The 26,644-nt window shown below is 61.6% G+C and carries 22 protein-coding genes; 12 read left to right on the top strand and 10 right to left on the bottom strand.

Annotation, left to right across the window (positions count from 1 at the left end):
* Nucleotides 1-89: 89 nt before the first annotated feature.
* The 5 genes from AC0L39_RS01305 (at nucleotide 90) to AC0L39_RS01285 (ending at nucleotide 6,109) form a co-directional block, all read left to right on the top strand.
* Nucleotides 90-863, top strand: a complete 774-nt coding sequence (locus AC0L39_RS01305) for a PIG-L family deacetylase (RefSeq protein WP_473260109.1) — start codon at nucleotides 90-92, stop codon at nucleotides 861-863.
* 96 nt (nucleotides 864-959) lie between these two features.
* Nucleotides 960-3,488: a DNA topoisomerase (ATP-hydrolyzing) subunit B gene (gene gyrB / locus AC0L39_RS01300; RefSeq protein ID WP_473260107.1), complete on the top strand. Its 2,529-nt coding sequence runs from the start codon at nucleotides 960-962 to the stop codon at nucleotides 3,486-3,488.
* A gap of 55 nt (nucleotides 3,489-3,543) precedes the next feature.
* Complete coding sequence (locus AC0L39_RS01295; protein WP_473260105.1) at nucleotides 3,544-4,719, top strand: AI-2E family transporter; 1,176 nt, start codon at nucleotides 3,544-3,546, stop codon at nucleotides 4,717-4,719.
* 3 nt (nucleotides 4,720-4,722) lie between these two features.
* Nucleotides 4,723-5,502: a M50 family metallopeptidase gene (locus tag AC0L39_RS01290; protein ID WP_473260103.1), complete on the top strand. Its 780-nt coding sequence runs from the start codon at nucleotides 4,723-4,725 to the stop codon at nucleotides 5,500-5,502.
* 67 nt (nucleotides 5,503-5,569) lie between these two features.
* A complete protein-coding gene (locus AC0L39_RS01285) occupies nucleotides 5,570-6,109 on the top strand; it encodes a nuclear transport factor 2 family protein (protein ID WP_473260101.1) in 540 nt (179 codons plus the stop codon).
* Here AC0L39_RS01285 and AC0L39_RS01280 read toward each other — a convergent pair.
* The 7 genes from AC0L39_RS01280 to AC0L39_RS01250 form a co-directional block, all read right to left on the bottom strand.
* Nucleotides 6,106-6,744, bottom strand: a complete 639-nt coding sequence (locus tag AC0L39_RS01280; protein ID WP_473260100.1) for a hypothetical protein — start codon at nucleotides 6,742-6,744, stop codon at nucleotides 6,106-6,108. The genes AC0L39_RS01285 and AC0L39_RS01280 overlap by 4 nt on opposite strands.
* Nucleotides 6,745-6,857: 113 nt before the next feature.
* Complete coding sequence (locus AC0L39_RS01275) at nucleotides 6,858-7,658, bottom strand: DUF1295 domain-containing protein (protein ID WP_473260098.1); 801 nt, start codon at nucleotides 7,656-7,658, stop codon at nucleotides 6,858-6,860.
* Nucleotides 7,651-8,292 (bottom strand): 1-acyl-sn-glycerol-3-phosphate acyltransferase, encoded by a 642-nt coding sequence (locus AC0L39_RS01270; protein WP_473260097.1) that lies wholly within the window; start codon nucleotides 8,290-8,292, stop codon nucleotides 7,651-7,653. The genes AC0L39_RS01275 and AC0L39_RS01270 overlap by 8 nt, the downstream gene beginning before the upstream one ends.
* An 88-nt stretch (nucleotides 8,293-8,380) precedes the next feature.
* Nucleotides 8,381-8,779 (bottom strand): hypothetical protein, encoded by a 399-nt coding sequence (locus AC0L39_RS01265; RefSeq protein ID WP_473260096.1) that lies wholly within the window; start codon nucleotides 8,777-8,779, stop codon nucleotides 8,381-8,383.
* Between the two features lie 3 nt (nucleotides 8,780-8,782).
* Nucleotides 8,783-10,390 carry a carboxyl transferase domain-containing protein gene (locus tag AC0L39_RS01260; protein WP_473260094.1) on the bottom strand — a complete coding sequence of 536 codons (1,608 nt, stop codon included), beginning with the start codon at nucleotides 10,388-10,390 and terminating at the stop codon, nucleotides 8,783-8,785.
* The gene (locus AC0L39_RS01255; RefSeq protein WP_473260092.1) at nucleotides 10,387-10,737 is read right to left on the bottom strand and encodes a hypothetical protein; all 351 of its coding nucleotides are present in this window, start codon (nucleotides 10,735-10,737) and stop codon (nucleotides 10,387-10,389) included. Before AC0L39_RS01255 ends, AC0L39_RS01260 begins: the two co-directional genes overlap by 4 nt.
* The gene (locus tag AC0L39_RS01250; protein WP_473260090.1) at nucleotides 10,734-11,900 is read right to left on the bottom strand and encodes an isovaleryl-CoA dehydrogenase; all 1,167 of its coding nucleotides are present in this window, start codon (nucleotides 11,898-11,900) and stop codon (nucleotides 10,734-10,736) included. Before AC0L39_RS01250 ends, AC0L39_RS01255 begins: the two co-directional genes overlap by 4 nt.
* A gap of 312 nt (nucleotides 11,901-12,212) precedes the next feature.
* Between AC0L39_RS01250 and AC0L39_RS01245 the strand changes: the two genes are divergently transcribed.
* The 3 genes from AC0L39_RS01245 to AC0L39_RS01235 are packed head-to-tail and all read left to right on the top strand — an operon-like array spanning nucleotide 12,213 to nucleotide 16,002.
* On the top strand, nucleotides 12,213-13,625 hold the full coding sequence (locus AC0L39_RS01245) for a sensor histidine kinase (protein ID WP_473260088.1): 1,413 nt from the start codon (nucleotides 12,213-12,215) through the stop codon (nucleotides 13,623-13,625).
* 27 nt (nucleotides 13,626-13,652) lie between these two features.
* Nucleotides 13,653-14,447 carry an ATP-binding cassette domain-containing protein gene (locus AC0L39_RS01240; protein ID WP_473260087.1) on the top strand — a complete coding sequence of 265 codons (795 nt, stop codon included), beginning with the start codon at nucleotides 13,653-13,655 and terminating at the stop codon, nucleotides 14,445-14,447.
* A gap of 16 nt (nucleotides 14,448-14,463) precedes the next feature.
* The gene (locus AC0L39_RS01235) at nucleotides 14,464-16,002 is read left to right on the top strand and encodes a glycine betaine ABC transporter substrate-binding protein (protein ID WP_473260086.1); all 1,539 of its coding nucleotides are present in this window, start codon (nucleotides 14,464-14,466) and stop codon (nucleotides 16,000-16,002) included.
* A gap of 6 nt (nucleotides 16,003-16,008) precedes the next feature.
* On the opposite strand, the gene AC0L39_RS01230 is transcribed toward AC0L39_RS01235, so the two are convergent.
* From AC0L39_RS01230 to lgt, 3 genes are all read right to left on the bottom strand, one after another.
* Nucleotides 16,009-16,194 (bottom strand): DUF2147 domain-containing protein, encoded by a 186-nt coding sequence (locus AC0L39_RS01230; RefSeq protein ID WP_473262455.1) that lies wholly within the window; start codon nucleotides 16,192-16,194, stop codon nucleotides 16,009-16,011.
* Nucleotides 16,195-16,496: 302 nt separating this feature from the next.
* A complete protein-coding gene (locus tag AC0L39_RS01225) occupies nucleotides 16,497-18,692 on the bottom strand; it encodes a class I SAM-dependent methyltransferase (protein ID WP_473260084.1) in 2,196 nt (731 codons plus the stop codon).
* Nucleotides 18,587-19,462, bottom strand: a complete 876-nt coding sequence (gene lgt / locus AC0L39_RS01220) for a prolipoprotein diacylglyceryl transferase (protein ID WP_473260082.1) — start codon at nucleotides 19,460-19,462, stop codon at nucleotides 18,587-18,589. The genes AC0L39_RS01225 and lgt overlap by 106 nt, the downstream gene beginning before the upstream one ends.
* Before the next feature lie 198 nt (nucleotides 19,463-19,660).
* Between lgt and AC0L39_RS01215 the strand changes: the two genes are divergently transcribed.
* The 4 genes from AC0L39_RS01215 (at nucleotide 19,661) to AC0L39_RS01200 (ending at nucleotide 26,628) form a co-directional block, all read left to right on the top strand.
* Nucleotides 19,661-21,382, top strand: coding sequence for a class I adenylate-forming enzyme family protein (locus AC0L39_RS01215; protein WP_473260080.1), 1,722 nt, complete (start codon nucleotides 19,661-19,663; stop codon nucleotides 21,380-21,382).
* A gap of 20 nt (nucleotides 21,383-21,402) precedes the next feature.
* Nucleotides 21,403-24,177: a [protein-PII] uridylyltransferase gene (locus AC0L39_RS01210; RefSeq protein WP_473260078.1), complete on the top strand. Its 2,775-nt coding sequence runs from the start codon at nucleotides 21,403-21,405 to the stop codon at nucleotides 24,175-24,177.
* A gap of 104 nt (nucleotides 24,178-24,281) precedes the next feature.
* Nucleotides 24,282-26,180 carry a TonB-dependent receptor gene (locus tag AC0L39_RS01205; protein ID WP_473260076.1) on the top strand — a complete coding sequence of 633 codons (1,899 nt, stop codon included), beginning with the start codon at nucleotides 24,282-24,284 and terminating at the stop codon, nucleotides 26,178-26,180.
* A complete protein-coding gene (locus AC0L39_RS01200; protein WP_473260074.1) occupies nucleotides 26,083-26,628 on the top strand; it encodes a hypothetical protein in 546 nt (181 codons plus the stop codon). The genes AC0L39_RS01205 and AC0L39_RS01200 overlap by 98 nt, the downstream gene beginning before the upstream one ends.
* The last annotated feature ends 16 nt before the right edge of the window (nucleotides 26,629-26,644 follow it).

Genomic DNA, 26,644 nt, shown 5'->3' with positions numbered 1-26,644 from the left:
TATGAAGCGCGGCAGAGCGCGCCCCTCACTTGCCTTGAGTTTGCGCCTGACTAAGGTCGGTGCGGGCGAATTCTTCGGGGAGCAGAAAAATGCGAGTTGGTCACTGGAAGCATTGGGTAGCGGCGACCGTTGCACTTGCCGCACCAGCATCATCGCTCGCCGACACCGGCGCCGCGCAGCGCCTCGTCCTGGCCATCGTCGCTCATCCGGATGATGAATTGTTCATCGCACCCGCGCTTGCTGCCGAGACCCGCAGCGGATCGCAGGTCATTATCATCTACGCCACAAGCGGCGATGCAGGTCCGGGCGTGAGCGCGATGGAGAAAGGCACAGCGCTCGCCCGCAAGCGTGAACAGGAGGCAGCCTGCGCAGCCGAAGCGCTGGGCGGCATCCCGCATTTCCTAAGGTTTGGTGATGGACAGCTGGCGCACGATGCTGGCAGCCCGGAAAGCACGGCGGCAAAGCTGCGCAAGGCGCTGCGCGAGGAAATTGCCTCGCGCCGCCCGCACGTCATCATGACATGGGGAGCGGATGGCGGGTACGGCCATCCCGACCACCGCATGGTGAGCAGCCTCGTCACCGAAATCGTGCAATCGCTGGGAGAAGCAAGCCGCCCTTCACTGCTTTATTCCGGCATTGCCAGCGACCGCACCGAAGATGCGCCTGAGATCGGCGTGTGGGCTGAGACTGCACCGGACCTGCTGACGGTAAGCTACAGCTATACCGGCGCTGACATGAGCCGCTCGAACGCGGCCGCGCAGTGCCATGAAACCCAATTCGACGCCGCGTCGCGCGCCGGGCTGATGCCGCTTCTCGATGAGAGAATCTGGCAGGGCGAGGTGGCCTTTCGCGAGGCCTTCTGACTGGCGCTGCAAGCTGCCGAGCGAGGCGGTGGAAAAATGGCACCCAATCCCCCTTGAAAGTTTGGGTTTCGCCATTGCAACGCCTATATAATGCGAATGGAAGAAAACACTGAAACACCGCCTGAAAAAGTAAAACAAATGGGCGATTACGGCGCGGATTCGATCAAGGTTCTCAAGGGGCTGGATGCGGTTCGCAAACGCCCTGGCATGTATATCGGCGATACCGATGACGGATCGGGCCTTCACCACATGGTGTTCGAGGTGTCGGATAACGCCATCGACGAAGCTCTGGCTGGCCACTGCGACCTCGTCCTGATCGAACTCAACCCCGACGGCAGCGTCTCGGTCGAAGACAATGGCCGCGGCATTCCGGTCGACATGCACAAGGAAGAGGGCGTGTCCGCTGCAGAGGTCATCATGACCCAGCTGCATGCAGGCGGAAAGTTCGAAAACACTTCCGACGACAACGCCTACAAGGTGTCTGGGGGCCTCCACGGCGTGGGCGTCTCTGTGGTGAACGCGCTGTCCGAATGGCTCGAACTGGTCATCTGGCGCGATGGCAAGGAGCACTGGATGCGCTTCGAGCACGGCGAGGCGGTCAACAGCCTTGAAGTGCGCGGCGATGCGCCCAAGGTCGACCAGAACCCGGACGATAACGGCTTCAAGAAAGGCACGCGGGTCACGTTTCATCATTCGAACGAGACGTTCAAGAACGTCACCGAATACGATTTCGACAAGCTCGAACATCGCTACCGCGAGCTTGCTTTCCTCAATTCGGGTGTGCGCGTCCTGCTGCGCGACAAGCGGCACGAGGAAGTGCTAGAGCATGACCTCTATTACGAAGGCGGCATTGCGGCGTTCGTGAAATATCTCGACCGCAACAAGGATGCGCTGATTGCCGAACCGATCTCGGTTTCCGCCGAGAAGGATGGAATCGGGATCGACGTCGCACTCGAATGGAATGACAGCTATTACGAAAACGTCCTCACCTTTACCAACAACATCCCGCAGCGCGATGGCGGCGCGCACCTGGCCGCGTTCCGAGCGGCGCTGACCCGCACGCTCAATGGTTATGCCGACCGCTCGGGTCTGCTGAAGAAGGAAAAGGTCTCGCTCTCGGGCGAGGACATGCGCGAAGGCCTGACCGCGATTGTCAGCGTGAAGCTGCCCGATCCTAAATTCTCCTCGCAGACCAAGGACAAGCTGGTGTCCTCCGAAGTGCGCCAGCCGCTGGAATCGCTCATGAGCGAAAAGATGAATGACTGGCTGGAGGAAAATCCGGTAGATGCAAAACTCATCGTCCAGAAGATCATTGATGCCGCCGCCGCCCGCGAGGCGGCCAAGCGCGCCCGCGAAATGAGCCGCAAGGGCGCGATGAGCGTTGCCAGCCTCCCCGGCAAGCTCGCCGATTGCCAGGAACGCGACGCAACGAAGGCAGAACTGTTTCTGGTCGAGGGCGATTCTGCAGGCGGTTCGGCCAAGCAGGGCCGCGACCGCAAGACGCAGGCGATCCTGCCGCTCAAGGGTAAGATCCTGAATGTCGAGCGCGCACGGTTCGACCGGATCATCAGCTCCAAGGAAGTCGGCACGCTGATCCAGGCGATGGGCACCGGTATCCGCGACGAGTTCGACCTGGAGAAGCTGCGCTATCACAAGATCGTGATCATGACCGACGCCGATGTCGACGGCGCTCATATTCGCGCGCTGCTGCTTACGTTCTTCCATCGCCAGATGCCGGAAATCGTGAAGGCAGGGCACCTGTTTATCGCACAACCGCCTTTGTTCAAAGTCGCGAAGGGCCGCAGCGAAGTCTATCTGAAGGACCAGCCTGCGCTCGATCGCTACCTTGTCGATGCCGGGCTGTCAGGCCGGGTGCTCGAAAGCGCCACCGGCGCGCGTTCGGGCGAAGACCTTCACGCGCTCGTCGAACACGCGCTGCGCATCCGCAATCTCATCGCCTTTGTGCCGCGCAAATATGACGTCTCCATCGTCGAGCAAATGGCGCTTTCGGGCGCGCTCGATCCTGCGCTCGACGACGCCAAGCGCGCACAGGCATTGGCCCTTACCGCAGAGCGTCTGGCGATGGCCGATGATGATGCAAAATGGACCGCAGAGCTGCGCGCTGACGGCTCCGTCATGTTCGCCCGCGTCTGGCGCGGCGTAACCGATGCGCACGAGATCGAAGCGAAGTTCCTGGGCAGCGCCGAGGCGCGCAAGCTGCACACGCTCGCGGCAGAACACGCCGAAGTCTATGCGCAGGCCGCCCAGCTGGTTAAGGCGAAAGTGGCCGATGCAGAGGATCCCGAGGTTCCCGAACAGGAAGGCGAGGTGATCGAGGCGAGCGCCGAGGATGCGATCTTCCGCCCGACCGAGCTGCTCGACAATGTGCTCGCCGCCGGTCGCAAGGGCCTGTCCATCGCCCGCTACAAGGGACTGGGCGAAATGAACGCTGAACAATTGTGGGAGACCACGCTTGATCCCGAAGCGCGCATCCTCTTGCAGGTAAAAGTGGAAGATGCCGACGTCACGGATGAGATCTTCACCCGCCTGATGGGCGATGTGGTAGAGCCTCGCCGCGAGTTCATTCAGGATAACGCGCTGAACGTCGCCAATCTCGACGTGTGATGATAAGTCGCTTTGACGCTTGCTGTTTGAACCCTATGGTCCGACATCGAGCGTCATGACCACTGAATCCCATCACACTATAGAACTGCAACAGATCAGCTTCCTGCTGATACTGGCTGCTGTCACGTTCTTGCTGATATGGATATCGTGGCCGTTCGCGACGCCATTGCTGTGGTCCGTGCTGGCGGCGATCATGTTCCAGCCGCTCTACAAATGGGCGCTCGTCAAATGCCGCGGGCGGCGCAATCCTGCTGCCTTGATTTCGCTCACGATCATCCTGCTCGCCGTGATTCTACCTGCCTTGTGGGTGGGGACGCTGGTGGTTCGCGAGGCGTTGGACCTGATCGCCGCCTTGCAGGATGACCCCATCGATCTCGAAGGATTGGCGACCGATGTATATGCGATGCTTCCCGCGTCGGCTCAGGAAATGGTCGACCGGAGCGGCTGGGCCGACACAAGCGAGGCACAGGAACGTTTGCAGGAGATCCTCGGCGAGAGCGCCGGGATGCTCGCGAGCCAGGCGGTGTCCATCGGCAGCGGCGCACTGGGTTTCATCCTCAGCTTCGGCCTCGCGCTTTATGTGACCTATTTCCTCCTGCGCGATGGATCGCGCATCGGCGAGACGATCCTGCATTCCGCGCCAATCGAACGCGAGATTGCCGACCGGCTGGCCGAGCGGTTCCTTGGTATCGTGCGCGCCACGATCAAGGGCTCGGGCGTCGTCGGCCTGGTGCAAGGTACGCTGGGCGGTATCACCATGGCAATCGTGGGCATGCCCTCGGCCTTGCTGCTCGGCGTGATGATGGCAATCCTCGCGCTGATCCCCGCCGTCGGGACCGCGCTGGTCTGGGCACCGGTGGGCATCTGGCTGCTTGTCACAGGGTCGGTCTGGCAGGGCATTTTCGTGCTCGGCGCAGGGTTCATCGTGATCAGCTCGGTCGACAACGTGCTTCGCCCGATCCTCGTTGGACGCGACACCGGCATTCCCGACTGGATCATCCTGGTGACCACTTTGGGCGGTCTTTCGATTGCGGGCTTTTCCGGCATTGTACTCGGGCCGCTGGTCGCAGGACTGTTCCTTGCCAGCTGGTCGATCCTGCAGGAACAGCGCGCCGAAGACGCCGAGGCGGCAGCGCGGTACCGGACCCGTGTCGACGTCGATGGCAAAGCCCGCTCCGACACGCCTGGCCCGGATAACCCTCAGCCTGCCGCGCAGCGTGAAGAGGCCTGAGCGGTGCAATCGCTGGTCGAACCGGGTAGCCAGGCCGAACAGGTCGGACGACTGTTTCTCGCCGGTGCGGTCGTCATCTTTCTCCCGGCGCTGCCTTTCGGCAATTACCTGATCTACCCCTTCGTCATCCTTACGACTTGGTTCCATGAAATGGGACATGGCCTGACCGCGCTCGCATTTGGCCAGGATTTCGTGCGGCTGATGATCTTCGCCAATGGGTCGGGCGTGGCAGAAAGCATGGTGGCGGGCGATGCGTCGGTATTCACGCAGGCTGCCATCGCGGCGGGCGGACCGCTTGCGCCGAGCGTGGTGGGTGGCGGACTGATCATGGCGAGCGCCCATCCCAAGCTATGGCGGTCGATGCTCTGGGCCGTCGCCGCGGCAATTCTGATCTCGGTCATTGTCTATGTCCGCTCACCGGTGGGATATTCGGTTCTGCCACTGGTCGGGGCGGGCCTGGCCGTGATCGCATGGCGCGCACCGGCTGGCGCGGCGCGCTTCACGCTGCAATTCCTAGGAGTGCTCGCTGCAATCAGCATGCTCGCCGATTTCAATTACCTCTTCACCGAAGTCGCGGTGATCGGCGGCGCGCGGATCCTGTCCGACACCGGGCAGATCGAGGCGGCGCTGGCCTTGCCGCATTGGGTCTGGGCCATCGTGCTGCTGCTGATGTCAGCGCTCATGATCGGCGCCAGCCTCAAATACGCGCTCAATGGCAATCGCCTGCGAACGCGCGGGACGAAGCGTCCTGCAAACGTGCTGCAATTCAAACGCAAGCCTTAGGGGCTGCGCGCTCCCCCAAGCGAAAGTGCTAATCGGCGCGCGCGCCGCTCCGGGTTAGCGTGCGCGCATGTTCGGTAATCCATCCATGCAGCAGGTGCAGGCACTTACAGACCGGCTTGCAATCGAAGAGGTGCTTGCGCGCTGTTGCCGCGGGATCGACCGCTGCGACGCGGACCAGCTGGCGCAGGTATTCACCGAGGACGCAAGGATCGATTATGGCGACGGCCCCAAGCCGATTGGTGAAACGATCGCCGATCTGATGACGGGCCTGGGGGCAATGCGGCTTACCCAGCACAATATCGGCAATGTGATCTGCAAAGTGAATGGCGATTGCGCGCGGGCCGAAACCTATTGTGTCGCGCTCCACATCCTGCCCGCCCAACACGGCACTGACGAAACCGAACTGGTGGTCGGCGGACGGTACCTCGACCGGCTGGTCAGGCGTGGGGAACAGTGGCAGATCGCAGAGCGGCTCTACATCATGGACTGGAACCGTCAGCAGCCTGCGACGATGCGGGAAAGCGGCGGATTGTTCGACACGCTCGCGCGGCGCGGCAAACGCGCGCCGGACGATCCGTCTTGCACGTGGTGGGCAGGCGAGGACTAGGTCGCGATGCGCAGCGTATTGACCCCAGCGGCCTGCGAGCCTGCCTCGCCCGAAAGCCCGATGAATATCGTATCTATGATGCGCGCCAGCTTTTCTTCGGTCAGCTTCTCGCCGAGATAGATCATCGCGTCCGGCAGCGTGTAGTTCGAAACCATCTGGTTGATGAGCGAAAGCGCCTCGTCGATTTCAAGCCCGGCAAAATATCCCTCTGCCTGCGCCTCGGCGATGACTTCGCATTGGTAGTGGTCGGCAAGGTCGACATAGGAGCGCACCCGCTCAAAATTGGCCGCGCCCATTTCGCAGATATTCGTGAAAAACTCCGGGTCGGCGCGAAACCTGTCGCGCGAGATTTCGAAGCGGCGGCGGAAGAATTCGTAGAGCTTGCGATTGGGCGGAAGGTCGGTCGCCAGCACTTCCTCCATCGCGGTCATGTGCGGCTTCAGCCAGGCCTGCGCAATGGCATCGAACAGATCGTCGTAATCGGCGAAGACTTGGTCGAAGCGGGCACGTGACAGGCCGCTTTCCGTAATCGCCACCGCATGGGGGATTTCCGACCCGCGTTCTTTCACCAGATCGAGCACCAGCTGCGCGATCCGCTCGCGTTCGCTCTCTTTCGTCTGTTCGCTCAGTACCATGCGCGCCGCGCCCTCCTCGCTCGCGCGTAAATAGGGTGCAATTGCGTCTCGTTAAAGGCTTGGGCCGACAAATATTGTGCGTCGCAGCGACGCGCTACGTCACCTTGCCGTGTTTATGACGCCGACTTCGGGGGCATCGGGATGAAGGCCGAAGTCCGACGCTTGTAATCGGCGTATTTGTCGCCCTTGGACTTATCCATGCCTTTCTCCAGCAAGGTCACGCCCGACCACTTGGTCAGCGTGAACGTCAGGAACAGCGGGCCGATCACGGTGTAGAGCGCGTATTCCCACCCGGCGCTCGCGCAGACCAGCCAAATGCCCCACCACGCCATGAAATCCCCGAAGTAATTGGGATGGCGAGTATAGCGCCACAGGCCGGTGTCGAGCACCTTGCCATCATTGGCAGGATCGTTCTTGAACCGGGTCAGCTGCCAATCGCCAACCCACTCGAAGAAGATGCCGACCAGATACACCGCGAGGCCGATGAAGCTGAGCGTCGTGATCGGCGCGGGCGCTTCACTGGCGAGGATACCGACCTGCGCCGGGCTGGAGACGGCAAATAGCAGAACCGCCTGCCCCAGCCACACCTTGGTCAGGGCGGCCATCACGAAATTGCCCTTCTCGCGGTCCTTTTTCAATATCATCTTGTAACGCTTGTCCTCGCCATGTTTCCACCACCGCGCGAACAGGTAGATGCCGAGGCGAAAGCCCCATGCGGCAGTCATCGCCAGTAGCAGCGTCGCCAGCGGGCCGGGCTCATCGAGCTGGATCCAGCTCACCAGCGCCATCACGCCCATGCCTGCGCCCCAGAACGCATCGACGAACGAGACATCGTTGATCCGTACGGAGATCGCCCACTGGATCAGCACCAGCACGATCAGGACCGCGGCGTTGATTGCCAAAGCTTCAAACATCGTTCTTGCCCTCGATAATCGCCTTCGCCTGCGCCTCGAGAACCTTGAAGCGGTCATAGTCGGGCAGCTTGGAGCGGAACCATTCCGCCAGCTTCAGCAGGTCTTCGCCATAATTCCCGGTGGGGATCAGCGGTTCCCCGAAACCGATCACCATCCGCTCGTTATCGGCGTAGGCCGGAACAATCGGCGCGCACGCGGCCTGCGCAATATTGTAGAATCCGGACTTCCATTTGCCATCCGAAGACCGCGTGCCTTCGCAGGCGATCACCAGCGCGAGCTCGTCTCGCGCCTCGAATTCTGCGGCGACCTGTTCCACCGCATTGGCCTTCTTCGTCCGGTCGATGGGAATGCCGCCCATGTCGAACATGAAGTTGCGCATCATGCCCTGAAACAAAGTGTGCTTGCCCATGAAATTGGGCCGCACTTTCTCCTTGTGCGTCGCGCCGGCGAAGAACACGAAATCCCAGTTCGAAGTGTGCGGCGCGCCTGCGATCACATATTTCTTGAGGTTCCTAGGCAGGCCGCCCTCAATGCGCCAGCCTTTCCACGCGTAGATCGCAATGATGATCCGGCGCACGATGCGCGAAAGCAAAGTGGGCTTGCGCCGCGCATCACGGGTTTGGTCGTTTGACAATTAAGGTCTCTCCCCTTGCGTGCGTTCTTGCCCGCATTGGGGGGAGTTACGCAAGGGAAAGGGTGCGGGTTTCAGGATACACGGAGCATCAGTCCTTGTAACTTGGAGGGATCGCTCTCCAATCCGCCACACTGGGTCGATCCTCTCCGTTCAAGAACTGCCGAAATGCAACGAGCATCTCTTCGCGCTCGAACAGAAAGGCCTCGATGCTTTTCACCCAGAACTGCCACCAAGGATGCGGCAGTACGACTCTTGATCGGTCTGGAGTGACACCCTCATGCCATTCGTCGATGTCCGGACCTCTGCGTTCGAGGTAGAAACCCATCCTGCCGTCGGGGCGCTCGAATGCCATCGCGTGCAAGTAATTTTGGCCGGTGATCTCGAGTTGAGCGATCCAGCCTTCATCGATTTCTTCCTGACCGAGCGACTTTGCCAGACCATTCTCGGTGACGTCAGAAAGTGAAATGCGTTCAGTCCAAAAGAGCAATATTCACATCCTGAACACGCCGAATTGCGGTCGCTCTGCAATCGGAGCCTCAAGCGTCGCGGCGAAGGCCAGCCCCAGCACGTCGCGCGTTTGCACGGGGTCGATCACGCCGTCATCCCACAGACGCGCGGTGGCGTAATAGGGGTTGCCTTCATCCTCGTATTTCTGGCGGATCGGAGCCTTGAAGGCCTCGGCCTGTTCCTCGGTCCAGCTGTCGGCATCGCGGTGGACGGTTGCGAGCGCGCTCGCGGCCTGTTCGCCGCCCATCACCGAAATGCGCGCATTGGGCCAGGTGAAAAGGAAACGCGGCGAATAGGCGCGGCCTGCCATGCCGTAATTGCCCGCGCCGAAGCTGCCGCCGATCACCACGGTGATCTTGGGAACGGTCGCGGTGGCGACGGCTGTGACGAGCTTTGCGCCGTGCTTGGCGATGCCTTCCGCTTCGTATTTGCCGCCGACCATGAACCCGGAGATATTCTGCAGGAACAGCAGCGGGATGCGGCGCTGGCAGGCAAGTTCGATGAAATGCGCGCCCTTTTGCGCGCTCTCGGAAAAGAGGACACCGTTATTGGCAAGGATCGCGACCGGCATCCCCCAGATATGCGCAAATCCGCACACGAGAGTGCTCCCGTAATTCGCCTTGAATTCGTGGAATTCGCTGCCGTCGACCAGCCGCGCGATCACCTCCTTCACGTCATAGGGCGCGCGGACATCGTCTGGCACGATGGCGTAGAGATCGTCCGCGTCGAATTTGGGCGGGCGCGGATCTTTGAGCGCGATGTCTTTTGCCGCATCCGTGTTTTCGCCGAGATGCGAAACGATATCGCGTACAATGGTGAGCGCGTGCTCATCATTTTCGGCCAGGTGATCGACCACGCCCGATTTCTTCGCGTGAAGATCACCGCCGCCCAGATCCTCGGCGGTGATTTCCTCACCAGTCGCTGCCTTCACCAAAGGCGGTCCGGCGAGGAAGATCGTGCCTTGGTTGCGGACGATGACCGTCTCATCGGACATGGCCGGGACGTAAGCCCCGCCAGCCGTGCAGCTGCCCATCACGCAGGCGATCTGCGGAATGCCGAGCGCGCTCATGTTCGCCTGGTTAAAAAAGATGCGCCCGAAATGGTCGCGGTCGGGAAACACCTCCGCCTGGTGCGGCAGGTTCGCCCCACCTGAGTCCACCAGATAGATACACGGCAGACGGTTCTCCTGCGCGATTTCCTGCGCGCGCAAATGCTTCTTGACCGTCATCGGGTAATAGGTGCCGCCCTTCACGGTGGCATCGTTGCACACGATCATCACCTGCCGACCCGAAACCCGCCCGATCCCGCAAATGAGCGAGGCGCCATTGATGTCGCCTTCGTACATGCCGTTCGCAGCGAGCTGGCCGATTTCGAGGAAGGGCGATCCGGGATCGAGCAAGCGTTCGACACGCTCGCGGGGTAGGACCTTGCCACGCGAAACGTGGCGATCGCGGCTGCGCTCAGGACCGCCTAAAGCGGCATCCGCGACGGTCGAACGCAATCTTTCGGCAAGCGCCTTGTTATGCTCCGCGCGGGTTTTCGCCTCAGGTGTCTCGCGGTCGAGTTTGGTCGTTAGGGCCGGTGCGCTCATGACATTGCTCCTAAAACGGCAAAACCACCGCTGGCAATCAAACTAGGCCAGCCGACATGCTTCCCTCTCGACGAGAAAAAGGAAAGCAGACCGAAAGCGATCCAGAAAACCCCGATGAACACGATCAACTGCGCCGGGATTGCAGGCCACACTACGACGATTGCGCTCAGGACCATGAACGCGCTGGTGAAGTGCCAAGCGCTGCGTAAGACTTTGCGCGACTGGTTCTTGTCGAGGGGTGGCGCACTGCCCTGCAAGAGCGGCCCGATCAGCTTTTTCTCGCCTGCATAGGAGTGAATGACAGCCGTGAGTATCATCGCAGCCGATGAGAGCCAGAGCCAGATCACCCCGCCGCCCCGATCAGTTCCCGCCCGATCAGCATTCGGCGGATCTCGTTAGTACCCGCGCCGATATCGAGCAGCTTGGCATCGCGCATATAGCGCTCCACCGGCCAGTCCAGCGTGTAGCCCGCGCCGCCCAGCGCCTGCACGCTTTCGGCTGCGACCCGGAACGCGTTCTCCGACGCCAGCAGGATCACGCCCGCCGCATCGAAGCGCGTCGTCTGGCCCGCATCGCACGCTTTCGCCACCGCGTAAGTGTAAGCGCGTGCCGATTGCAGCGCGACATACATGTCCGCGACCTTGGCCTGCATCAGCTGAAAGCTGCCGATCGGTTTGCCGAATTGTTTGCGCTCGCGAAGATACGGGATCACCGTGTCGAGACACGCCTGCATGATGCCCAATTGTAATCCCGCGAGCACCACGCGCTCGTAATCGAGGCCGCTCATCAACACGCCGACGCCGCCATTGACCGGGCCCATCACGCGGTCCTCTGCAATGTGGCAATCGTCGAACACCAGCTCTGCCGTGGGCGAGCCTTTCATGCCGACTTTCTCGATCTTCTGGCCGATCGAGAAACCCTCGTCGCCCTTTTCGATCAGGAACGCGGTGATCCCGCGCGATCCGGCGTGGCCGTCGGTTTTGGCGTAAACCACCAGCGTATCGGCTTCGGGTGCGTTGGTGATCCAGAACTTGGTTCCGTTGAGCACATAGCCACCCTGAACTTCCTCCGCTTTCAGCTTCATCGAGACGACGTCCGACCCGGCGCTCGCTTCGGACATTGCCAGCGATCCGACGTGCTCGCCGCTGATGAGGCCCGGCAGGTATTTCGCCTTCTGCTCGTCATTGCCCCAGCGGCGGATCTGGTTGAGGCACAGGTTCGAGTGCGCGCCGTAAGAGAGGCCCAGTGAAGCGCTCGCGCGGCTCACTTCCTCGACCGCGATCACATGCTCCAGATAGCCGAGGCCCAGCCCGCCATCTTCCTCTTCCACAGTAATCCCGTGCAGGCCGAGCTCGCCCATCGGCTGCCACAATTCGCGCGGAAACCAGTCCTCGCGGTCGATCTTTGCCGCCAGCGGGGCGATCTGCTCATTGGCAAACCGGTCGACGCTGTCGCGGATCATCTCGGCCGCTTCGCCGAGCTGGAAATCGAAATCGGGCGTGGCTCGCATGAATACTATGTCCGTTTTGTGCCGTCTGGGCCGCGCCGACGGGTCAGGCCGGCGCCGCGATCGGCAGTTGCTATGCGGTGGCCTTAGCAATGGCGCTGGCAAAGGCCAACGTCTTGCCGTTTGGCAGCCCGGTGTCACCGTATGGCACTGTTTTGACGAGGCGAAGCATTGCTGTATGGCGCTTTCGAAACGAGGCTTCGAGGAATCACTACCTGACCCAATTCGAGATCCAGAACGTGGCCAAGCGGCGCCGCCCCTGCGAGCGAGTTTTGCTCGGAGGATGAGCGGCTTACGGTCCTGGCCACCTACGGGATGGATAATCTGGATGGCGATGACGAGCTAGCCCGGATCGCGAGCTTTGCGGCGAAATTGTGCAACGCCCCGATCACGCTGGTCAGCATCGTCGAGGAGGAGCGCCAACGCTTCCTTGCCCTGACCGGTCTGGAAGAAAAAGAGACCCCGCGCGAGTGGAGCTTTTGCGCGCATGCCATGGTCGGCGGCAAGCCCACTATCATTCGCGATGCACGCGAGCATCCAACCTTTGCCGACAATCCGCTGGTCACAGGCGCGCCGCATATCCGGTTCTACGCCGGCATCCCGCTGATCAGCAGCGAAGGCGCGCCGCTGGGCACATTGTGCGTTATCGATATCAAGCCGCGCGCCGAAGGGCTCGACGAATTCCAGATGGAAGGTCTCGAAGTGCTGGCGATGGCTGTGAGGCGAAGGCTCGATGCGCACCGCGAATTCAGCCGTGCTTTCGCGGAGGTCGAGGAAAGCGCCGAGCGGGTGAGGTTCGTGCTCGATTCCATGCCCGATATCGCATGGTCATCGGCGGCGGGCGGCGTGTTCGACTATTTCAACGCGCGCTGGGAAGCGATCACCGGGCTTCCGGCGCCAAAGACCGTCGAAGACTGGCGCCAGGCGATCCATCCCGAAGATTACGACGCGACGCTGAAGAAGTTTTCCGAAGCAGTCCTGGCAGCCGAATTGTTCGAGGACGAATGGCGGATGCGGCAGGCCGATGGCAGTTATCGCTGGGTGTTGTCGCGCGCGATCCCTTCGACCGGCAATCCAAAGACCGCGCGCTGGTTCGGGACACTGACCGATATCGACGACGCGTACCGAATGTCGCAGGAACGCGAGCTGCTCGCAGGTGAGCTTGCGCACCGGATCAAGAACATCTTCTCCGTCGTCATCGGCCTGATCTCGCTGCATTCGCGCGGCGATGCGACGATAAAGGTGTTTGCCGACATGCTATCGGACAATATCCGCGCCCTGTCTCGTGCACAGGAATTTGCGTTGAAGATCGACAGTCCCTCCGACAGCGATCTTCACGCACTGCTGGGCATACTGATGGCCCCCTATGGCACCGCAGACAAGAGCGCAGTGCAGATTTCGGGCGACGACGTTGCGGTGGGCACGCGCGCCGCGACACCTATCGCGCTGGTCTTTCACGAGCTTGCGACAAATTCAGCAAAGTACGGCGCGCTCAGCGTCGCGGAGGGGAAGCTTGCAATCTCGATCCGGCAGACGGGCGAGGATGTCGCGATCACCTGGGTTGAAACCGGCGGACCGGCTGCTAGCGCGCCTGACGGCGCGGGTTTCGGTTCACGCCTGCTGACGATGGCGATCAGGAACCAGCTGGGCGGCACGATCGAGCAGGACTGGCGCAGCGAAGGCCTGTCGACCGCGATCACGATCCCCGCGGCGCGGCTGGCCGAATAAGGGGCCGCCCGCTACCCTCTCCTCCACATGACTTCACCCGACCAGCCCGGCTCCACCCTCCTTACCTTCGACAATGTCGAGCGCCGCTATGGCGGCGATGGCGAGGTCGTTGCTGTTGGCGGGGTCGATTGCGCGATTGGAGCTGGCAGTTTTGTCGCCTTGGTCGGAGCGTCCGGATCGGGCAAATCGACACTTCTCAAGATGGTCAACACGCTGGTTCATCCGAGCGCAGGCCGGGTGCTGTTCGCTGGCGAAGACGTGACCCAGCTCAACCAGTCGCAGCTCAGGCGGCGGGTCGGTTACGTGTTTCAGGGCATCGGCCTGTTCCCGCATTTCAGCGTCGGTGAGAACATCGCCATCGGCCCCCGGTTGGCCGGCGAAACCTTGCCTCCGCAGCGGATCGCGGAATTGCTCACGCTGGTCGAGCTCGAGCCGGACATGGCGAGCCGGATGCCCGATGAGCTTTCGGGCGGGCAGCGGCAGCGTGTTGGCGTGGCAAGGGCACTCGCGGGCGATCCCGAACTGCTGCTGATGGACGAGCCCTTCGGCGCGCTCGATCCGATCACCCGCGACGCCTTGGGCGAAAAGGTGCGCGAACTGCACGAACGGCTTGGCCTGACAACGATCATGGTCACTCACGACATGGCTGAGGCGCTGCTGCTTGCCGACCGAGTGCTGGTGATGGATGCAGGAGAGCTGGTAGCCGATTGCACCCCGCGCGAACTCCTGACCGGAAGCGGCGGAGACATCGCGCAGGGCCTCGTGTCCGTCCCGCGCCAACAGGCGGAGAAGCTGGCGGCGATGGAAGGGCGACTGGCTTGAACAGGGACTCGGCCTGATGGAAAACTTCGGACAGATCCTGCTTGGGCTCGGAGACAAGCTGACCGCGCATGTCGTGCTCGCTGCCAGCGCCATCGGGCTTGGCATCGCAGTGGCATTGCCGCTGGCGGTATGGGCGAGCCGGTCACCGGCGGTGAGCCGCATCGCGCTGGGATTGGCAAGCCTTGTGCAGACCATTCCGGCGCTGGCCCTGCTCGCGCTGTTCTTCCCGATCCTGCTGTCGCTGCGCGCAGTGTTCGGAGAGGGGCTGCCGACGCTCGGCTTCCTGCCCGCCCTTCTTGCACTCGCGCTCTATGCGCTGCTGCCGATCCTGCGCAACGCGGTGACCGCGCAGGCCAATCTCGATCCCGGCGTGCTAGAGGCCGCCGACGGTGTCGGCATGACCAACTGGCAAAAGCTCCGACTGGTCGAGGCGCCGCTATCCGCGCCCTTCATCATGGCGGGCATTCGCACTGCGAGCGTGTGGACCATCGGCGCAGCGACGCTCTCGACGACAATCGGGCAGCCGAGCCTGGGTGATCCGATCTTCGCAGGGCTGCAAACGCAGAACTGGGCGCTTGTGCTCGCCGGGTGTTTTGCAAGCGCCGGGCTGGCGCTCATCACCGACCTGCTGCTGGGCCTGATCGAGCGCGGTCTGGCAGCGCGCAAGACCTGGCAATGGGGCGGAGGAATGCTGGCCGTCGCGCTCGGACTGATGGCCGCACTCGCCCATCAATCCGGCGGCGATGATGACGACGCTATCGTGATCGCGTCCAAGCAGTTCTCCGAGCAATATATCCTCGCGCAGCTGATCGGATCCCAGCTTGAGAAGGCGGGGTACAATGTCGAATACCGCGATGGCCTGGGCTCGGCGGTGGTGCACAATGCCGTCACCTCGTCCAATATCGACATCTCGGTCGACTACACCGGGACGATCTGGACCAACAATCTGAAGCGCACGGACAATCCGGGCCGCGACGCCATGTACGAGACGATCAAGGCATGGGAGGCCGAGGAGCACGGCGTGCGCGTCCTCGGCAGGCTCGGTTTCGAAAACGCGTATGCCTTTGCGATGCGAGAGGACCGCGCGGAGGCCTTGGGCGTCGAGACGCTCGAGGACCTTGTGCCCGTCGCAGGACAGCTGACTGTCGGGGGCGATCCCGAATTTTTCGAGCGGCCAGAGTGGACTGCGGTTCGCGAAGCCTACGGAATGCGGTTCGGCGAAACGCGCAATTTCTCGCCGACCTTCATGTACAACGCGCTGCGCTCTGGCGAGGCGGATGTGATCAGCGCCTACACTTCGGACGGGCGGATCGCGGCGGACCGGCTCGTCGTGCTCGAAGACCCGCGCGAGGCGCTGCCGTCCTATGATGCTATGCTGATGATGTCGCCGCGCATTGCCGGTGACGAGGACATTGCAAGGGCGCTCGAACCTTTGATCGGAGCCATCAGCGTCGAAGCCATGCGCGAGGCGAACTTTGCCGTGGATCGCGAAGGCGAAGGCAAGCTCAGCCCCAAAGCGGCAGCGGCGCAGCTGGGCGAAGCGATCGGCCTTTAGGCTACGCTACTTCGCTTTCCGCCAAATCTGGGTCTGGCAGAACGGTCCGATGCAGCCTTTGACTTCGAGAGCGTCAGCGCCCTTGCGCCGCACGACCGAGCGATAATCCTTGCCCGATTTCGGGTCGTAAATCCGCCCGCGCCATTGATCGCGGTCACGCTTGAAATCGAACAGCACCGGCAGGCCAAGCAGCTTGCGCTTCCTGAGGCGCGGATCGGGGTTGTTGATGTCGCGCTGGTCGAGCCCGTCGGGCGGCGGGACGATGAATTGCGCGATCCGGCTCGCATGTGCTCGCGCCGCAGGTACCGATGCTGACCACGGCGTCCTTTTCGGCGGTCACCCAGCGCCCGGAAATTGAATCCGACGCACTTACAGGCACGGAAATCGCCGCAAGCGCGGCAGCGGCAATGGCGGCAGGGGTCAGTCGCAAGGTCATGAGTGCCTCCGGTGTCTCACTTGCAATTCGCTGCGCGGGGCTGCGAGGTTACATCGGATCAATCAAAGCCTTCGCCGCGCGGCCAGCGCCTGCCGCACAGCCCAAGAACCTTGAACAGAACACCCATGTGGTTGTCTTCAACAAGGCGGTCGCGCTGGCGCTGGAACTGGTCCGACATATTGGGCGATTTTCGCTTGAGCGCCTCCAACCGCGTATCGATATGCAGCTGCCGCAGCCACTCGCCCTGCATTTGCAGGCCCATGACCTCGGCGCCGTTCTTTTCCGCGACCTCTTGCAGCATCTCGAAATCGACATGCGCGGTGAGATCGGCCTCGCCCGGACAATCGAGCGGATCGACCTTCTTGTGGTCCTTCAGCGCCTGCAGGGTCGATCCGGCGCGTAGCTCACTCGAGCCGTAATCGATGATCAGCGCCGCCCCGCCCTGATTGGTGAGGCGCTGCGCAATCTCGGTCATGATCGCCGCCGCCGCCGGGCTGGTTTCGATCATCGAGCCCTGTGACGCGCTTCTCCAGCTGGTCGGGACGATCGAATCCATCGGTTTGTCTCCCGCCACAAAGGCGAGTTTGTCGCCCTCCAGACCGATCATGCGCTCGTGCCAGCCATCGGCTGATCGAACGAGCTGATGAATTGGCAATGCGTCGAAGAACTCATTGGCGACGATCAGCAGCGGCCGGTCATCGGGCAGCGTGGAAAGGTCGTTGTGAAACCGGACCGAAGGCACCGCCTGGCGCTGGATCTTGCGCAGCTCAAGCGAGCCTTCGACGAAATGAATTTGCGGATCGAAATCGTATTTGCCGGCGGTCTTGAGCACATCCTTGGCGAGCGTTCCGCGTCCGGGACCAAGCTCGACATAATGGATGTTCTTGGATGCACCCATCTTGACCCACACATCGGCGATCCACAATCCGACGAGCTCTCCGAACATCTGGCTGATCTCGGGCGCGGTGATGAAGTCCCCCTCATCGCCCAGCGGGTCGCGGCTGGCGTAATAGCGCGCATTGCTCTCGCCCATATATTGCGCGAGGCTGATGGGGCCGGTTTCGCGGATCAGGCGGCGGAAAGTCTTGCCGAGATCGGCAGCCTTGGCGCGCGCGGCGGCTTCTTCCTTGGCCTTGGCCTCTGCCTCGGCCTTGGCCTTGGCTTCAGCTTCTTCGGCGGCTTTCTTTTCGGCTTGCGCCCTTGCCGTGGCTTCGGCTTCGCGCTTGGCTTTGGCCTCGGCTTCGCGCTTGGCTTTGGCTTCGGCTTCGAGTTTCGCCTTGGCCTCTGCCTCTTCGACCGCTTTCTTCTCGGCTGCGGCCCGCGCTTTGGCTTCGGCCTCCCGCTTGGCTTTCGCTTCTGCTTCTGCCTCTGCCTTCGCCTTGGCTTCCGCTTCGAGGCGGGCTTTTTCCTCGGCTGCAGCCTTGGCCTTTTTCTCGGCCTCTTCCTTGGCTTTGCGCTCCGCTTCCGCCTTGGCCTTGGCCTTGGCCTTGGCTTCGGCTTCCTGCTTGGCCTTCTTCTCAGCTTCGGCCTTGGCCTTGGCCTCTGCCTCTTTCTTTGCCTTCGCTTCCGCTTCGGCTTTCGCCTTGGCTTCGGCCTCTTTCTTCGCCTTTGCTTGCGCCTCGGCTTTTGCTTTTGCCGCCGCTTCGTCCCTGGCTTTCTTCTCGGCTTCGGCCTTAGCTTTGGCTTCGGCCTCCCGTTTCGCCCTGGCTTCCGCCTCGGCCTTGGCCTTCTTTTCAGCGGCGAGTTTTGCCTCGGCTTCGAGCTTGGCCTTTTTCTCCGCTTCGGCCTTGGCTTTCGCTTCAGCCTCTTTCTTGGCCTTGGCTTCGGCTGCGGCTTTGGCTTCGGCTTCCTTCTTCGCTTTCGCTTCAGCGTCCCGCTTGGCTTTCGCCTCGGCTTCGAGCTTGGCTTTCTGCGCTGCTTCCGCTTTCGCTTTCTCTTCAGCTTCGCGCCGCGCCTCAGCCTCGCGCTTCGTCTTCGCCTCGGCCTCGGCCTTCGCTTTGGCCGCGGCTTGCTGTTCGGCCTTGATATCCGTGCCGGTTCCAGAGGGGGCCATGTCGGCAAGGAACATCGCAGCCGGAACCTCGGTCTCGGTTCCGTCCGGTTCGATCAGGCGCAGCGCACGCGGGCGCCACGCGGTGTCTTCGTCGTTCAGGCGGTCTGGGTGCTGGTGACGCTGCCGGTTCCCACCGGCTTTCTCGTCACGGCGTAAAGCGTTACAATCAACCCAATCAAGATCAGCGGTATTGTCAGCCATTGCCCCATCGATAGCCCGGTCCGGGCTGCAAATTCCGCAAGCTGTGTATCAGGTTCGCGGAAAAACTCGTTAACAAAGCGGGCGATCCCGATACCCAGGGTGAACACGCCAACCAGCAGACCCGGTCGATAGCGCGCCTTTGTTGTCCAGAACAAGAGCATCAGGATAATCAGCAGTGCCAGACCTTCGAGTCCGGCCTGGTAAAGCTGGCTGGGATGGCGTGCGACGTCGCCTGCACGCGGGTCCGGAAACACCATCGCCCATGCGACATCGGTGGGACGTCCCCACAGCTCGCCATTGTTGAAATTCGCCAGCCTGCCAAGCATCATGCCCATCGGCACATTGACCGCGATATAGTCACATACACGCAAGAAAGAGAGGTTGCCGCGCCGCGTCACCCAGGCGATCGCGACCAGCACGCCGACAAGGCCGCCATGAAAACTCATTCCGCCTTCCCAAAGCTTGAGCACGTCGAGCGGATTGTCCCACAGGCCCGGTTGGTAAAAGATCGCATAGCCGAGCCGCCCGCCCAGAATAACACCGAGCGTGCAGTAGAAGAACAGGTCATCGGCGTGGCGCTGCGCCATCGGAGCACCGGGCTGCTTGATCATTTTCGACAAGTGCCAATAGGCAAAAATTACGCCGATCAGATATGCGAGCGAGTAGAACCGCAAGGTGAAAAAGCCGAGGTCGATGCCCGGGCGCAGTCCGAGGTCGGACCAGTAAATCGGGTCGGCGACGGCGCCGCTTGCAGCAAGTAGTGACAGCAACAAAGGAACCTCTTAATAGCCATGCAAAAGCCGCATGGGCGACCAGACCGCGCGGCTTGTGGCACAGCCTTGCGTTCGGGGAAAGAGCTTTGGGAGAGCTCGCGAATTGCTCAGGCTTGTCCGGGACCAAATAGCAGCGGAGCGCTATACAGCGCTTACGCGGCAACACGAGAGAGACCTGAAGGAGAGAAACCCAGCATGCCCACACAGTTGGACACCGCGCTCGAAACGATCATCGGCGAACTGACCAAGGAAGGCCAGCCTTTCGCGACCGTCCCATTCAATCGCGACGGCATCGAAATGCCCGCTTTCGTCAATGCACCGCCCACCATGGCGCATTACTTCGCGCATTTCTGCAATGAGCATAAGGATGTGCCCTTCATCGTCGACGGCGATACGCGGCTGACCTTCGGCGAAACCTATGCTGCCGCCGTGTGTGTGGCCGAGGGGCTTGTAAAACATCACGGTGTCAAAAAAGGCGACCGGATCGGGATCGCCGCTCGCAATTCTGGTAACTGGATGATCGCCTATATGGGCATCGTCATGGCCGGCGGCTGCGCGACCCTGCTCAATGGGTTCTGGTCGGGCGAGGAGCTGGCCTACGGGGTGCGCCTGGCCGAATGCACAATCGTCCTGGCAGATACCGGACGCGCAAAACGGCTCGAGGGCACCGACCATCCGGCCAAGCTGGTGCTGTTCGAACATGGCGGCGCGCCGTCCGAAGGCCTCTCGAGCGTGTGGGCCGCCCCAGAGGAGGGCACGCCGCCCATCGCCATGCAGATGCTCGGCCAGCTCGGTCCGGACGACATCGCCACCATCCTCTACACCTCGGGTTCGACCGGCAATTCCAAGGGTGCATGGTCGGACCACCGCGGCGTGGTCCACGGCGTGATGAGCTATGTCAGCCAGAGCGCGATGGCCAAGCTGCTGCTCGAAAGCCAGGGCGAGGAACTTACCGACCAACCATGCGCGCTGATCGCGGTGCCGCTGTTCCATGTCACGGGCGAAGTGCCGCTGTTCCTGCAAAGCTATGCGATTGCGCGCAAGCTGGTGCTGATGCCCAAATGGGACGCCGAAGAGGCGCTGCGCCTGATGGAAAATGAGCGGGTGACCTATTTTGTCGGCGTTCCGCTGATGAGCTATGAAATGGCGACCCACGACAACCGCGACAATTACGATCTGTCCGCGCGCAAGAGCTTTGCCGCAGGCGGCGCGCCGCGCCCGGTCGAGCATGTCACGAAGATCAAGGAAGCCTTTCCCGGCGGTTTCCCGCTGCTGGGATATGGCCTCACTGAAACCAATGCGGTGGGCTGCGGCAACTTCAACGAGAACTACATGGCCAAGCCCGGATCGACGGGCCGCGCATCAAAACCGATGGTCGACCTGCGCATCCTCGACGATGACGGCAACGAACTGCCGCAGGGCAAAGTCGGTGAAGTCTGCATTCGCTCGGTCGCAAATTTCCGAGGCTACTGGAACAATGACGAAGCGACCGAGGAAGCCTTCACCGATAATGGCTTCTTCCGCACAGGTGATCTCGGCTATCTCGACGAGGACGAGTATCTCTTCATCGTCGACCGCAAGAAAGACATCATCATTCGCGGCGGCGAGAACATCTCGTGCATCGAGGTCGAAGATTCGATCTATGCACATGACGATATCGCCGAATGCTCCGTCTTCGGCCTGCCCGATGAACGCATGGGAGAGGTTCCCGCAGCGGTGTTCCGGGTCAAGGAAGGGCGCGAACCGATGAGCGCTGCGCAAATGCGCGAGTTTCTTCTCACCAACACCGCGCCGTTCAAGGTGCCGCTGGAGGAACATATCTTCGTCGTCGACGAAGTGCTGCCGCGCCTTGGCACCCAGAAGATCGACAAGAAGACGCTGCGTGCGCTCTACACAGAACGCATGGCAGCGGCCTGACGAGTGGATACGGGAACGCGATGACAGCCTGGAGCCTGCCCAGCCGCCGCGTTCCCCGCCAGCGCGCTATCGTCAACCGGCGCGAGCTGACCTCTACGGTTGCGTCGCTGGTCGACGAGCACGGGGACAAGGCGCGCGCGCCGATCCTCGTAGCGCTGCGCAGCGCATTGGACGAGGGCCGCGCCGAGCTGGAAAAACGGCTGCTCGAAAAGCCCTCTGCCGGGCATGACTGCACGGCGGGCTACACGTTCCTGATCGACCAGATCGTGCGGGTGATCCACGATTACGTCACCGCCCACGTCTATCCCGTCCACAACCGCACCGCTGCGGAGCGCCTGACATTGCTGGCGGTGGGCGGATATGGGCGAGCGGAAATGGCCCCGCATTCGGACGTCGATATAGCCTTTATCACCCCGATGAAACGCGCACCGTGGTGCGAGCAGGTGATCGAGGCAATGCTGTATCTGCTGTGGGATCTCGGGCTTAAAGTCGGCCATTCGAGCCGCACGGTCGCCGACACGATGCGCATGGCAAGGGAAGACCTCACGATCCGCACCGCGCTGCTCGAAGGGCGGCTCGTCTGGGGGGACCAGGAGCTCTACGAGGAGCTGCGCAGACGGTTCTGGCAGGAAGTCGTGAAAGGCAGTGAGCGCCAGTTCCTCACCGAGAAACTCGAAGAACGCAATTTGCGGCACAAGCGCATGGGCGACAGCCGCTATGTCGTCGAGCCCAATGTGAAGGACGGCAAGGGCGGCCTGCGCGACCTGCAGACGCTCTACTGGATCGGCAAATACACGCACCGCGTCGAAACCGCTGCCGATCTGGTTGACGAAGGATTGTTCACGCACAGCGAATATCGCGGCTTTCGCAGGGCCGAGGGGTTCCTGCTCGCCGTGAGGTGCCACATGCATGTGATCACCGACCGGGCCGAAGACCGCCTGACATTCGACCTCCAGCGGCAGGTCGCCGAGCGGATGAACTTCGCCGATCGTCCCGGCAAGAGCGCGGTCGAACGCTTCATGCAATTCTATTTCCTGCAGGCCAAACGCGTGGGCAGCCTGACCGGCGTGTTCCTCTCGCACCTCGAAGAAGAGACCACGCGCTCCAAGGTTCGCAGCGGGTTCTTCGCCGGGTGGAGCCAGAAGAGCCGCACCCTCAAGGGTTACGTCATTGCCGGCGGACGCATCCGTGCGCCCGGCGATGACTGGTTTGCCGAGGACCCCGTCCGGCTGGTCGAGATATTCCAGCTTGCCGAAGCCGAAGGGCTGGAGGTTCATCCCGAAACGATGCGGCAGGCCGACCGCGATGCGCGGCTCATCAAGACGAAGGTCCGCAGGAACCCGCGTGCCAATGCCCTGTTTCTCGACCTGCTGAGCGGGCGCAACGATCCTGAAACCGCCCTGCGCTGGATGAACGAAGCGGGCGTGTTCGACCGGTTCGTACCCGATTTTGGCCGGGTCAATGCGCAGATGCAGTTCGACATGTACCACCACTACACTGTCGATGAGCACACCATCCGCGCGATTGGCCTGCTCAGCCAGATCGAGCGCGGTCTGCTGGAGAAAGATCATCCGCGCGCCACCCGTCAGGTGCACAAGGTCGCATCGCGCCGCGCGCTCTACGTCGCGGTCCTGCTGCACGATATCGCCAAGGGACGCGGCGGCGATCACTCGGTTCTGGGCGCGGAAGTCGCGCAGAAATTGTGCCCTCGGTTCGGATTGGACGAGAAGGAGACCGACCTTGTCGCCTGGCTCGTGCTGCAACACTTGCTGATGAGCTCGACCGCGCAAAAACGCGACCTGACCGACCCCAAGACCATCGAGGATTTCGTAACCGAGGTGCAAAGCCTCGAGCGCCTCCGCAACCTCGCAATCCTCACCGCGGTGGACATTCGCGCGGTCGGCCCCGGGACCTGGAACAGCTGGAAAGGCCAGCTGCTGGGTGAGCTTTACGACGCCTCGCAGGAGCGCTTGCGGCTGGGACACAAGCGCCGCGGCAGGGGAGAGCGCGTGGCGGCGAAGAAGGCAGCGACTGCCGAGGTGCTGGGCGACAAGGCATATCTCGCCGAGCAAGCGGGCGATTTGATGAGCGATGCCTACTGGATCGCAGAACCTGAAGACATCATCGCGAAAAACCTCATCCAGTACGAAGAAGCGCGCCGGATCGAGGACCACCTGTCGATCCACTGCGAGGTGGACGAGGACCGCGGTGCCACGCTCGTCAGCGTTATTGCGCCCGACCACCCCGGCCTGTTCTACCGCATCGCAGGCGGCATCCACCTTGCCGGGGCGAACATCATCGACGCGCGCATCCATACCGCGATGAACGGATATGCGGTCGACAACTTCCTGGTGCAGGACCTCAACGCCGAACCCTTCAGCGAAGAGACGCAGATCGCGCGCCTGAAAGAGGGCATTCGCAAGGCGCTGCTGGGCGAAGGCGAACTGGTCCCGAAACTCGCCGCGCGTCCGCTTGCGCATTCACGGGCGAAAGCCTTTGCCGTCGCACCTGGTGTCAATTTCGACAATTCGGCGTCGAACCATTTTACCGTAGTCGAAGTGACGGCCCGCGACCGGCCGGCGCTGCTGAATCGTCTCGCCCATGCGCTCTACAAGGCGAACCTGATCGTCCAGTCCGCGCATATCACGGCGTATGGCGAGGCCGCTGCCGACACGTTTTATGTGACCGACCTGACCGGTAGCAAGATCGAGGCGCCGGATCGGCTCGCCGAGATCGAAGCGGCCTTGCTCGAAGCGGCGAGCGACCGGAAACAGCAACAGCTGGAAAACGCCTGACGTCGCAGCCTGTTAACGGCTTGTAGAATGGTTAACCGATATAGGTTGCATTCTACGAACCGAACGGTAATGGGCGATGCCCTTACGTCAGGGAGATGACAAACATGAAATTTCGTACCGCAACAAAGCGCACCCTAGCGCTTCTGCTTTGCACCGCCGCTGCGACCCCTTTTGCAGCTCACGCACAGCAGCAGGCACCGGGTGAAGACGAGCCTGACGTGTCCGATGAGGCAACTGCCGGCGAACAACCGCAAGCACGCGGCACGCTTGCCAATATCGGCAATATCGTGGTTACCGGCACCAAGACTCAGAACCCTGAGGATGTGCAGGACGTGCCGCTCGCCGTCACTGCATTCAACGCCGACACGCTCGAAGCTTTCAAGGTGCGCGACGTTCAAGGCCTGACCTTCCAGGCACCCAATGTCAGCCTCGACCAGATCGGCACCAGCCGCGGCACTGCGAACTTCTCGATCCGCGGCCTCGGCATCAACTCCTCGATCCCCTCGATCGACCCGACTGTCGGCGTGTTTGTCGATGGCGTGTATCTCGGCATCAATGGCGGCGTCGTGTTCGACATTTTCGACCTTGAAAGTGTCGAGATCCTGCGCGGCCCGCAGGGTGTCCTGTTCGACCGTAACGTTACCGGCGGCGCGGTTCTGATCAACACCACCAACCCGACCGAAGATTTCCGCGGCAAGTTCCGTGCGGCAGTCGATGGCCCGATCGATGGCGGTCGCGGCGGTGAAAACTACACCGTAAGCGGCGTGGTAACCGGCCCGCTGGTCGAGGACGTGCTGCTGTTCAAGGTCGCCGCCTATCACAACAACGACCAGGGCTATTTCCGCAACCTGTTCGATGGCGAGAACTTCGGTGAAGCCGAGACCACCATCCTTCGCGGCGCGCTTGAAGCGCGTCTCGGCGGACTGACGCTCACTGGTAAGGTCGATTACTTCGAATCGAACGGTGACGGCCCCAATGGTCAGAACCGCGGCATCTTCGAGCGCGACACGTTCGATTTCTCGGTCGACAATCGCGGTTTCTACGACACCGAGATCTGGACCACATCGCTTACCGCCGAATTGGATATCGGCCCCGGCACGCTGACGAATATCTTCGGCTACCGCGATTACAGCGCGGCGACCGATGCAGATATCGATGCCACTCCGTTATTCCTGTTCCACTCGAGCACGGACACGGCCCAGGAGCAGATTTCGAATGAGCTGCGTTATGCGGTCTCGACCGACAATTTCGATCTGACCGTCGGAGGGTTCTATTTCGACCAGGACCTGGCCTATACCGAGCGGCGCGACATTCCAGTCTCGACACCGCTGCGCTTCTTCGGCGGCGGACGTCAGGACCACGAGGTTCTCGGCGTATTCGCCAACGGCCAGTATTACCTGACTGAAGGTCTTTCGGTCATCGCCGGTATTCGCTGGAGTCAGGAAACCAAGGACGCGGACATCACCTATATCCGTCCGCGCGCAGAATGTTCGGTTCTCGACGGCACTTGTCCAACGACCGGCGTCAATTCGTTCATCCCGACCGAGGAAAACGGCTTTTCCGACAGCGTGCGGTTCCGCAACCTTTCACCAAAGCTTGGTCTCCAGTACGAATTCGCCGACAGCCAGGTCTACGGACACTGGACGCGCGGTTTCCGTTCGGGCGGCTACAACTTCCGCATCACCAACATTCCGGTCTTCGAATTTTCGGTTCAGGAAACTGGCAATCTGTTCTTCGGAGAAGAGCAGGTCGACAATTTCGAAATCGGCGGCAAGTTCCAGACTGTCGATGGTGCATTCACCCTGAACGTCGCGGCGTATGTCACGAAGGTTCAGGACATGCAGCGTGAGGTCAATCTGGCCGATCCGGGCGCGGGCGTTGTCCAGAACATTGTCAACACCGCCGATGCGACCATCATGGGTATCGAGGCGGAAAGCCGCGCGCGGCTTTCGGATCTCGCTCGTCTTTACCGCCAATATCGGCCTGATCGACGACGAATATGACGAGATCCTGTTCGACATTTCAGGCGATGGCCGAGGTATCATTACCGAGGACGACTTCAATCTGCGCATTCCGCGCGCGCCTGAAGTCACCTGGGGCGTTGGCTTCATCCACGAACTGTTCATCGGCGACAGCGAGATCCTGAGCCGGATCAACTATCAGTACCGCGACGAATTCGCTTACACCGATGACAACCTCGGCTTCATCCAGGACATCAGCAACCTCGAAGCGAACATCACCTGGGTCACTCCCATGGATGGTCTCTCGTTCTCGATCTACGGTCGCAACCTGTTCGACGAAGTGCAGGCCGGCGGCGACACTCAGCTGCCGTTTGGTGGACCGCTCTCCGACGGTGTGCGCCAGCCATTCAGCGAGTCGCCCGTGGCCGGCACATTCTCGCCGCTGTCACGCGGCCGGAATGTCGGTGTCGAAGCACTGTTCGAATTCTGATCTCACCGATCAGCTC

The sequence above is a fragment of the Erythrobacter sp. K21-9 genome (assembly GCF_055808355.1).
Note: the sequence above shows the minus strand (reverse complement) of the source record. Positions and strands in the feature narration are given on the sequence as shown.

What these genes read in the sequence shown, in the direction of transcription:
- AC0L39_RS01305 (WP_473260109.1), top strand. Translation starts at nt 90, where the DNA reads ATGCGAGTTGGTCACTGGAAGCATTGGGTAGCGGCGACCGTTGCACTT.
- gyrB (WP_473260107.1), top strand. Translation starts at nt 960, where the DNA reads ATGGAAGAAAACACTGAAACACCGCCTGAAAAAGTAAAACAAATGGGC.
- AC0L39_RS01295 (WP_473260105.1), top strand. Translation starts at nt 3,544, where the DNA reads ATGACCACTGAATCCCATCACACTATAGAACTGCAACAGATCAGCTTC.
- AC0L39_RS01285 (WP_473260101.1), top strand. Translation starts at nt 5,570, where the DNA reads ATGTTCGGTAATCCATCCATGCAGCAGGTGCAGGCACTTACAGACCGG.
- AC0L39_RS01280 (WP_473260100.1), bottom strand. Translation starts at nt 6,744, where the DNA reads ATGGTACTGAGCGAACAGACGAAAGAGAGCGAACGCGAGCGGATCGCG.
- AC0L39_RS01275 (WP_473260098.1), bottom strand. Translation starts at nt 7,658, where the DNA reads ATGTTTGAAGCTTTGGCAATCAACGCCGCGGTCCTGATCGTGCTGGTG.
- AC0L39_RS01260 (WP_473260094.1), bottom strand. Translation starts at nt 10,390, where the DNA reads ATGAGCGCACCGGCCCTAACGACCAAACTCGACCGCGAGACACCTGAG.
- AC0L39_RS01250 (WP_473260090.1), bottom strand. Translation starts at nt 11,900, where the DNA reads ATGCGAGCCACGCCCGATTTCGATTTCCAGCTCGGCGAAGCGGCCGAG.
- AC0L39_RS01245 (WP_473260088.1), top strand. Translation starts at nt 12,213, where the DNA reads ATGGATAATCTGGATGGCGATGACGAGCTAGCCCGGATCGCGAGCTTT.
- AC0L39_RS01240 (WP_473260087.1), top strand. Translation starts at nt 13,653, where the DNA reads ATGACTTCACCCGACCAGCCCGGCTCCACCCTCCTTACCTTCGACAAT.
- AC0L39_RS01235 (WP_473260086.1), top strand. Translation starts at nt 14,464, where the DNA reads ATGGAAAACTTCGGACAGATCCTGCTTGGGCTCGGAGACAAGCTGACC.
- AC0L39_RS01225 (WP_473260084.1), bottom strand. Translation starts at nt 18,692, where the DNA reads ATGGCTGACAATACCGCTGATCTTGATTGGGTTGATTGTAACGCTTTA.
- AC0L39_RS01215 (WP_473260080.1), top strand. Translation starts at nt 19,661, where the DNA reads ATGCCCACACAGTTGGACACCGCGCTCGAAACGATCATCGGCGAACTG.
- AC0L39_RS01210 (WP_473260078.1), top strand. Translation starts at nt 21,403, where the DNA reads ATGACAGCCTGGAGCCTGCCCAGCCGCCGCGTTCCCCGCCAGCGCGCT.
- AC0L39_RS01205 (WP_473260076.1), top strand. Translation starts at nt 24,282, where the DNA reads ATGAAATTTCGTACCGCAACAAAGCGCACCCTAGCGCTTCTGCTTTGC.
- AC0L39_RS01200 (WP_473260074.1), top strand. Translation starts at nt 26,083, where the DNA reads ATGCGACCATCATGGGTATCGAGGCGGAAAGCCGCGCGCGGCTTTCGG.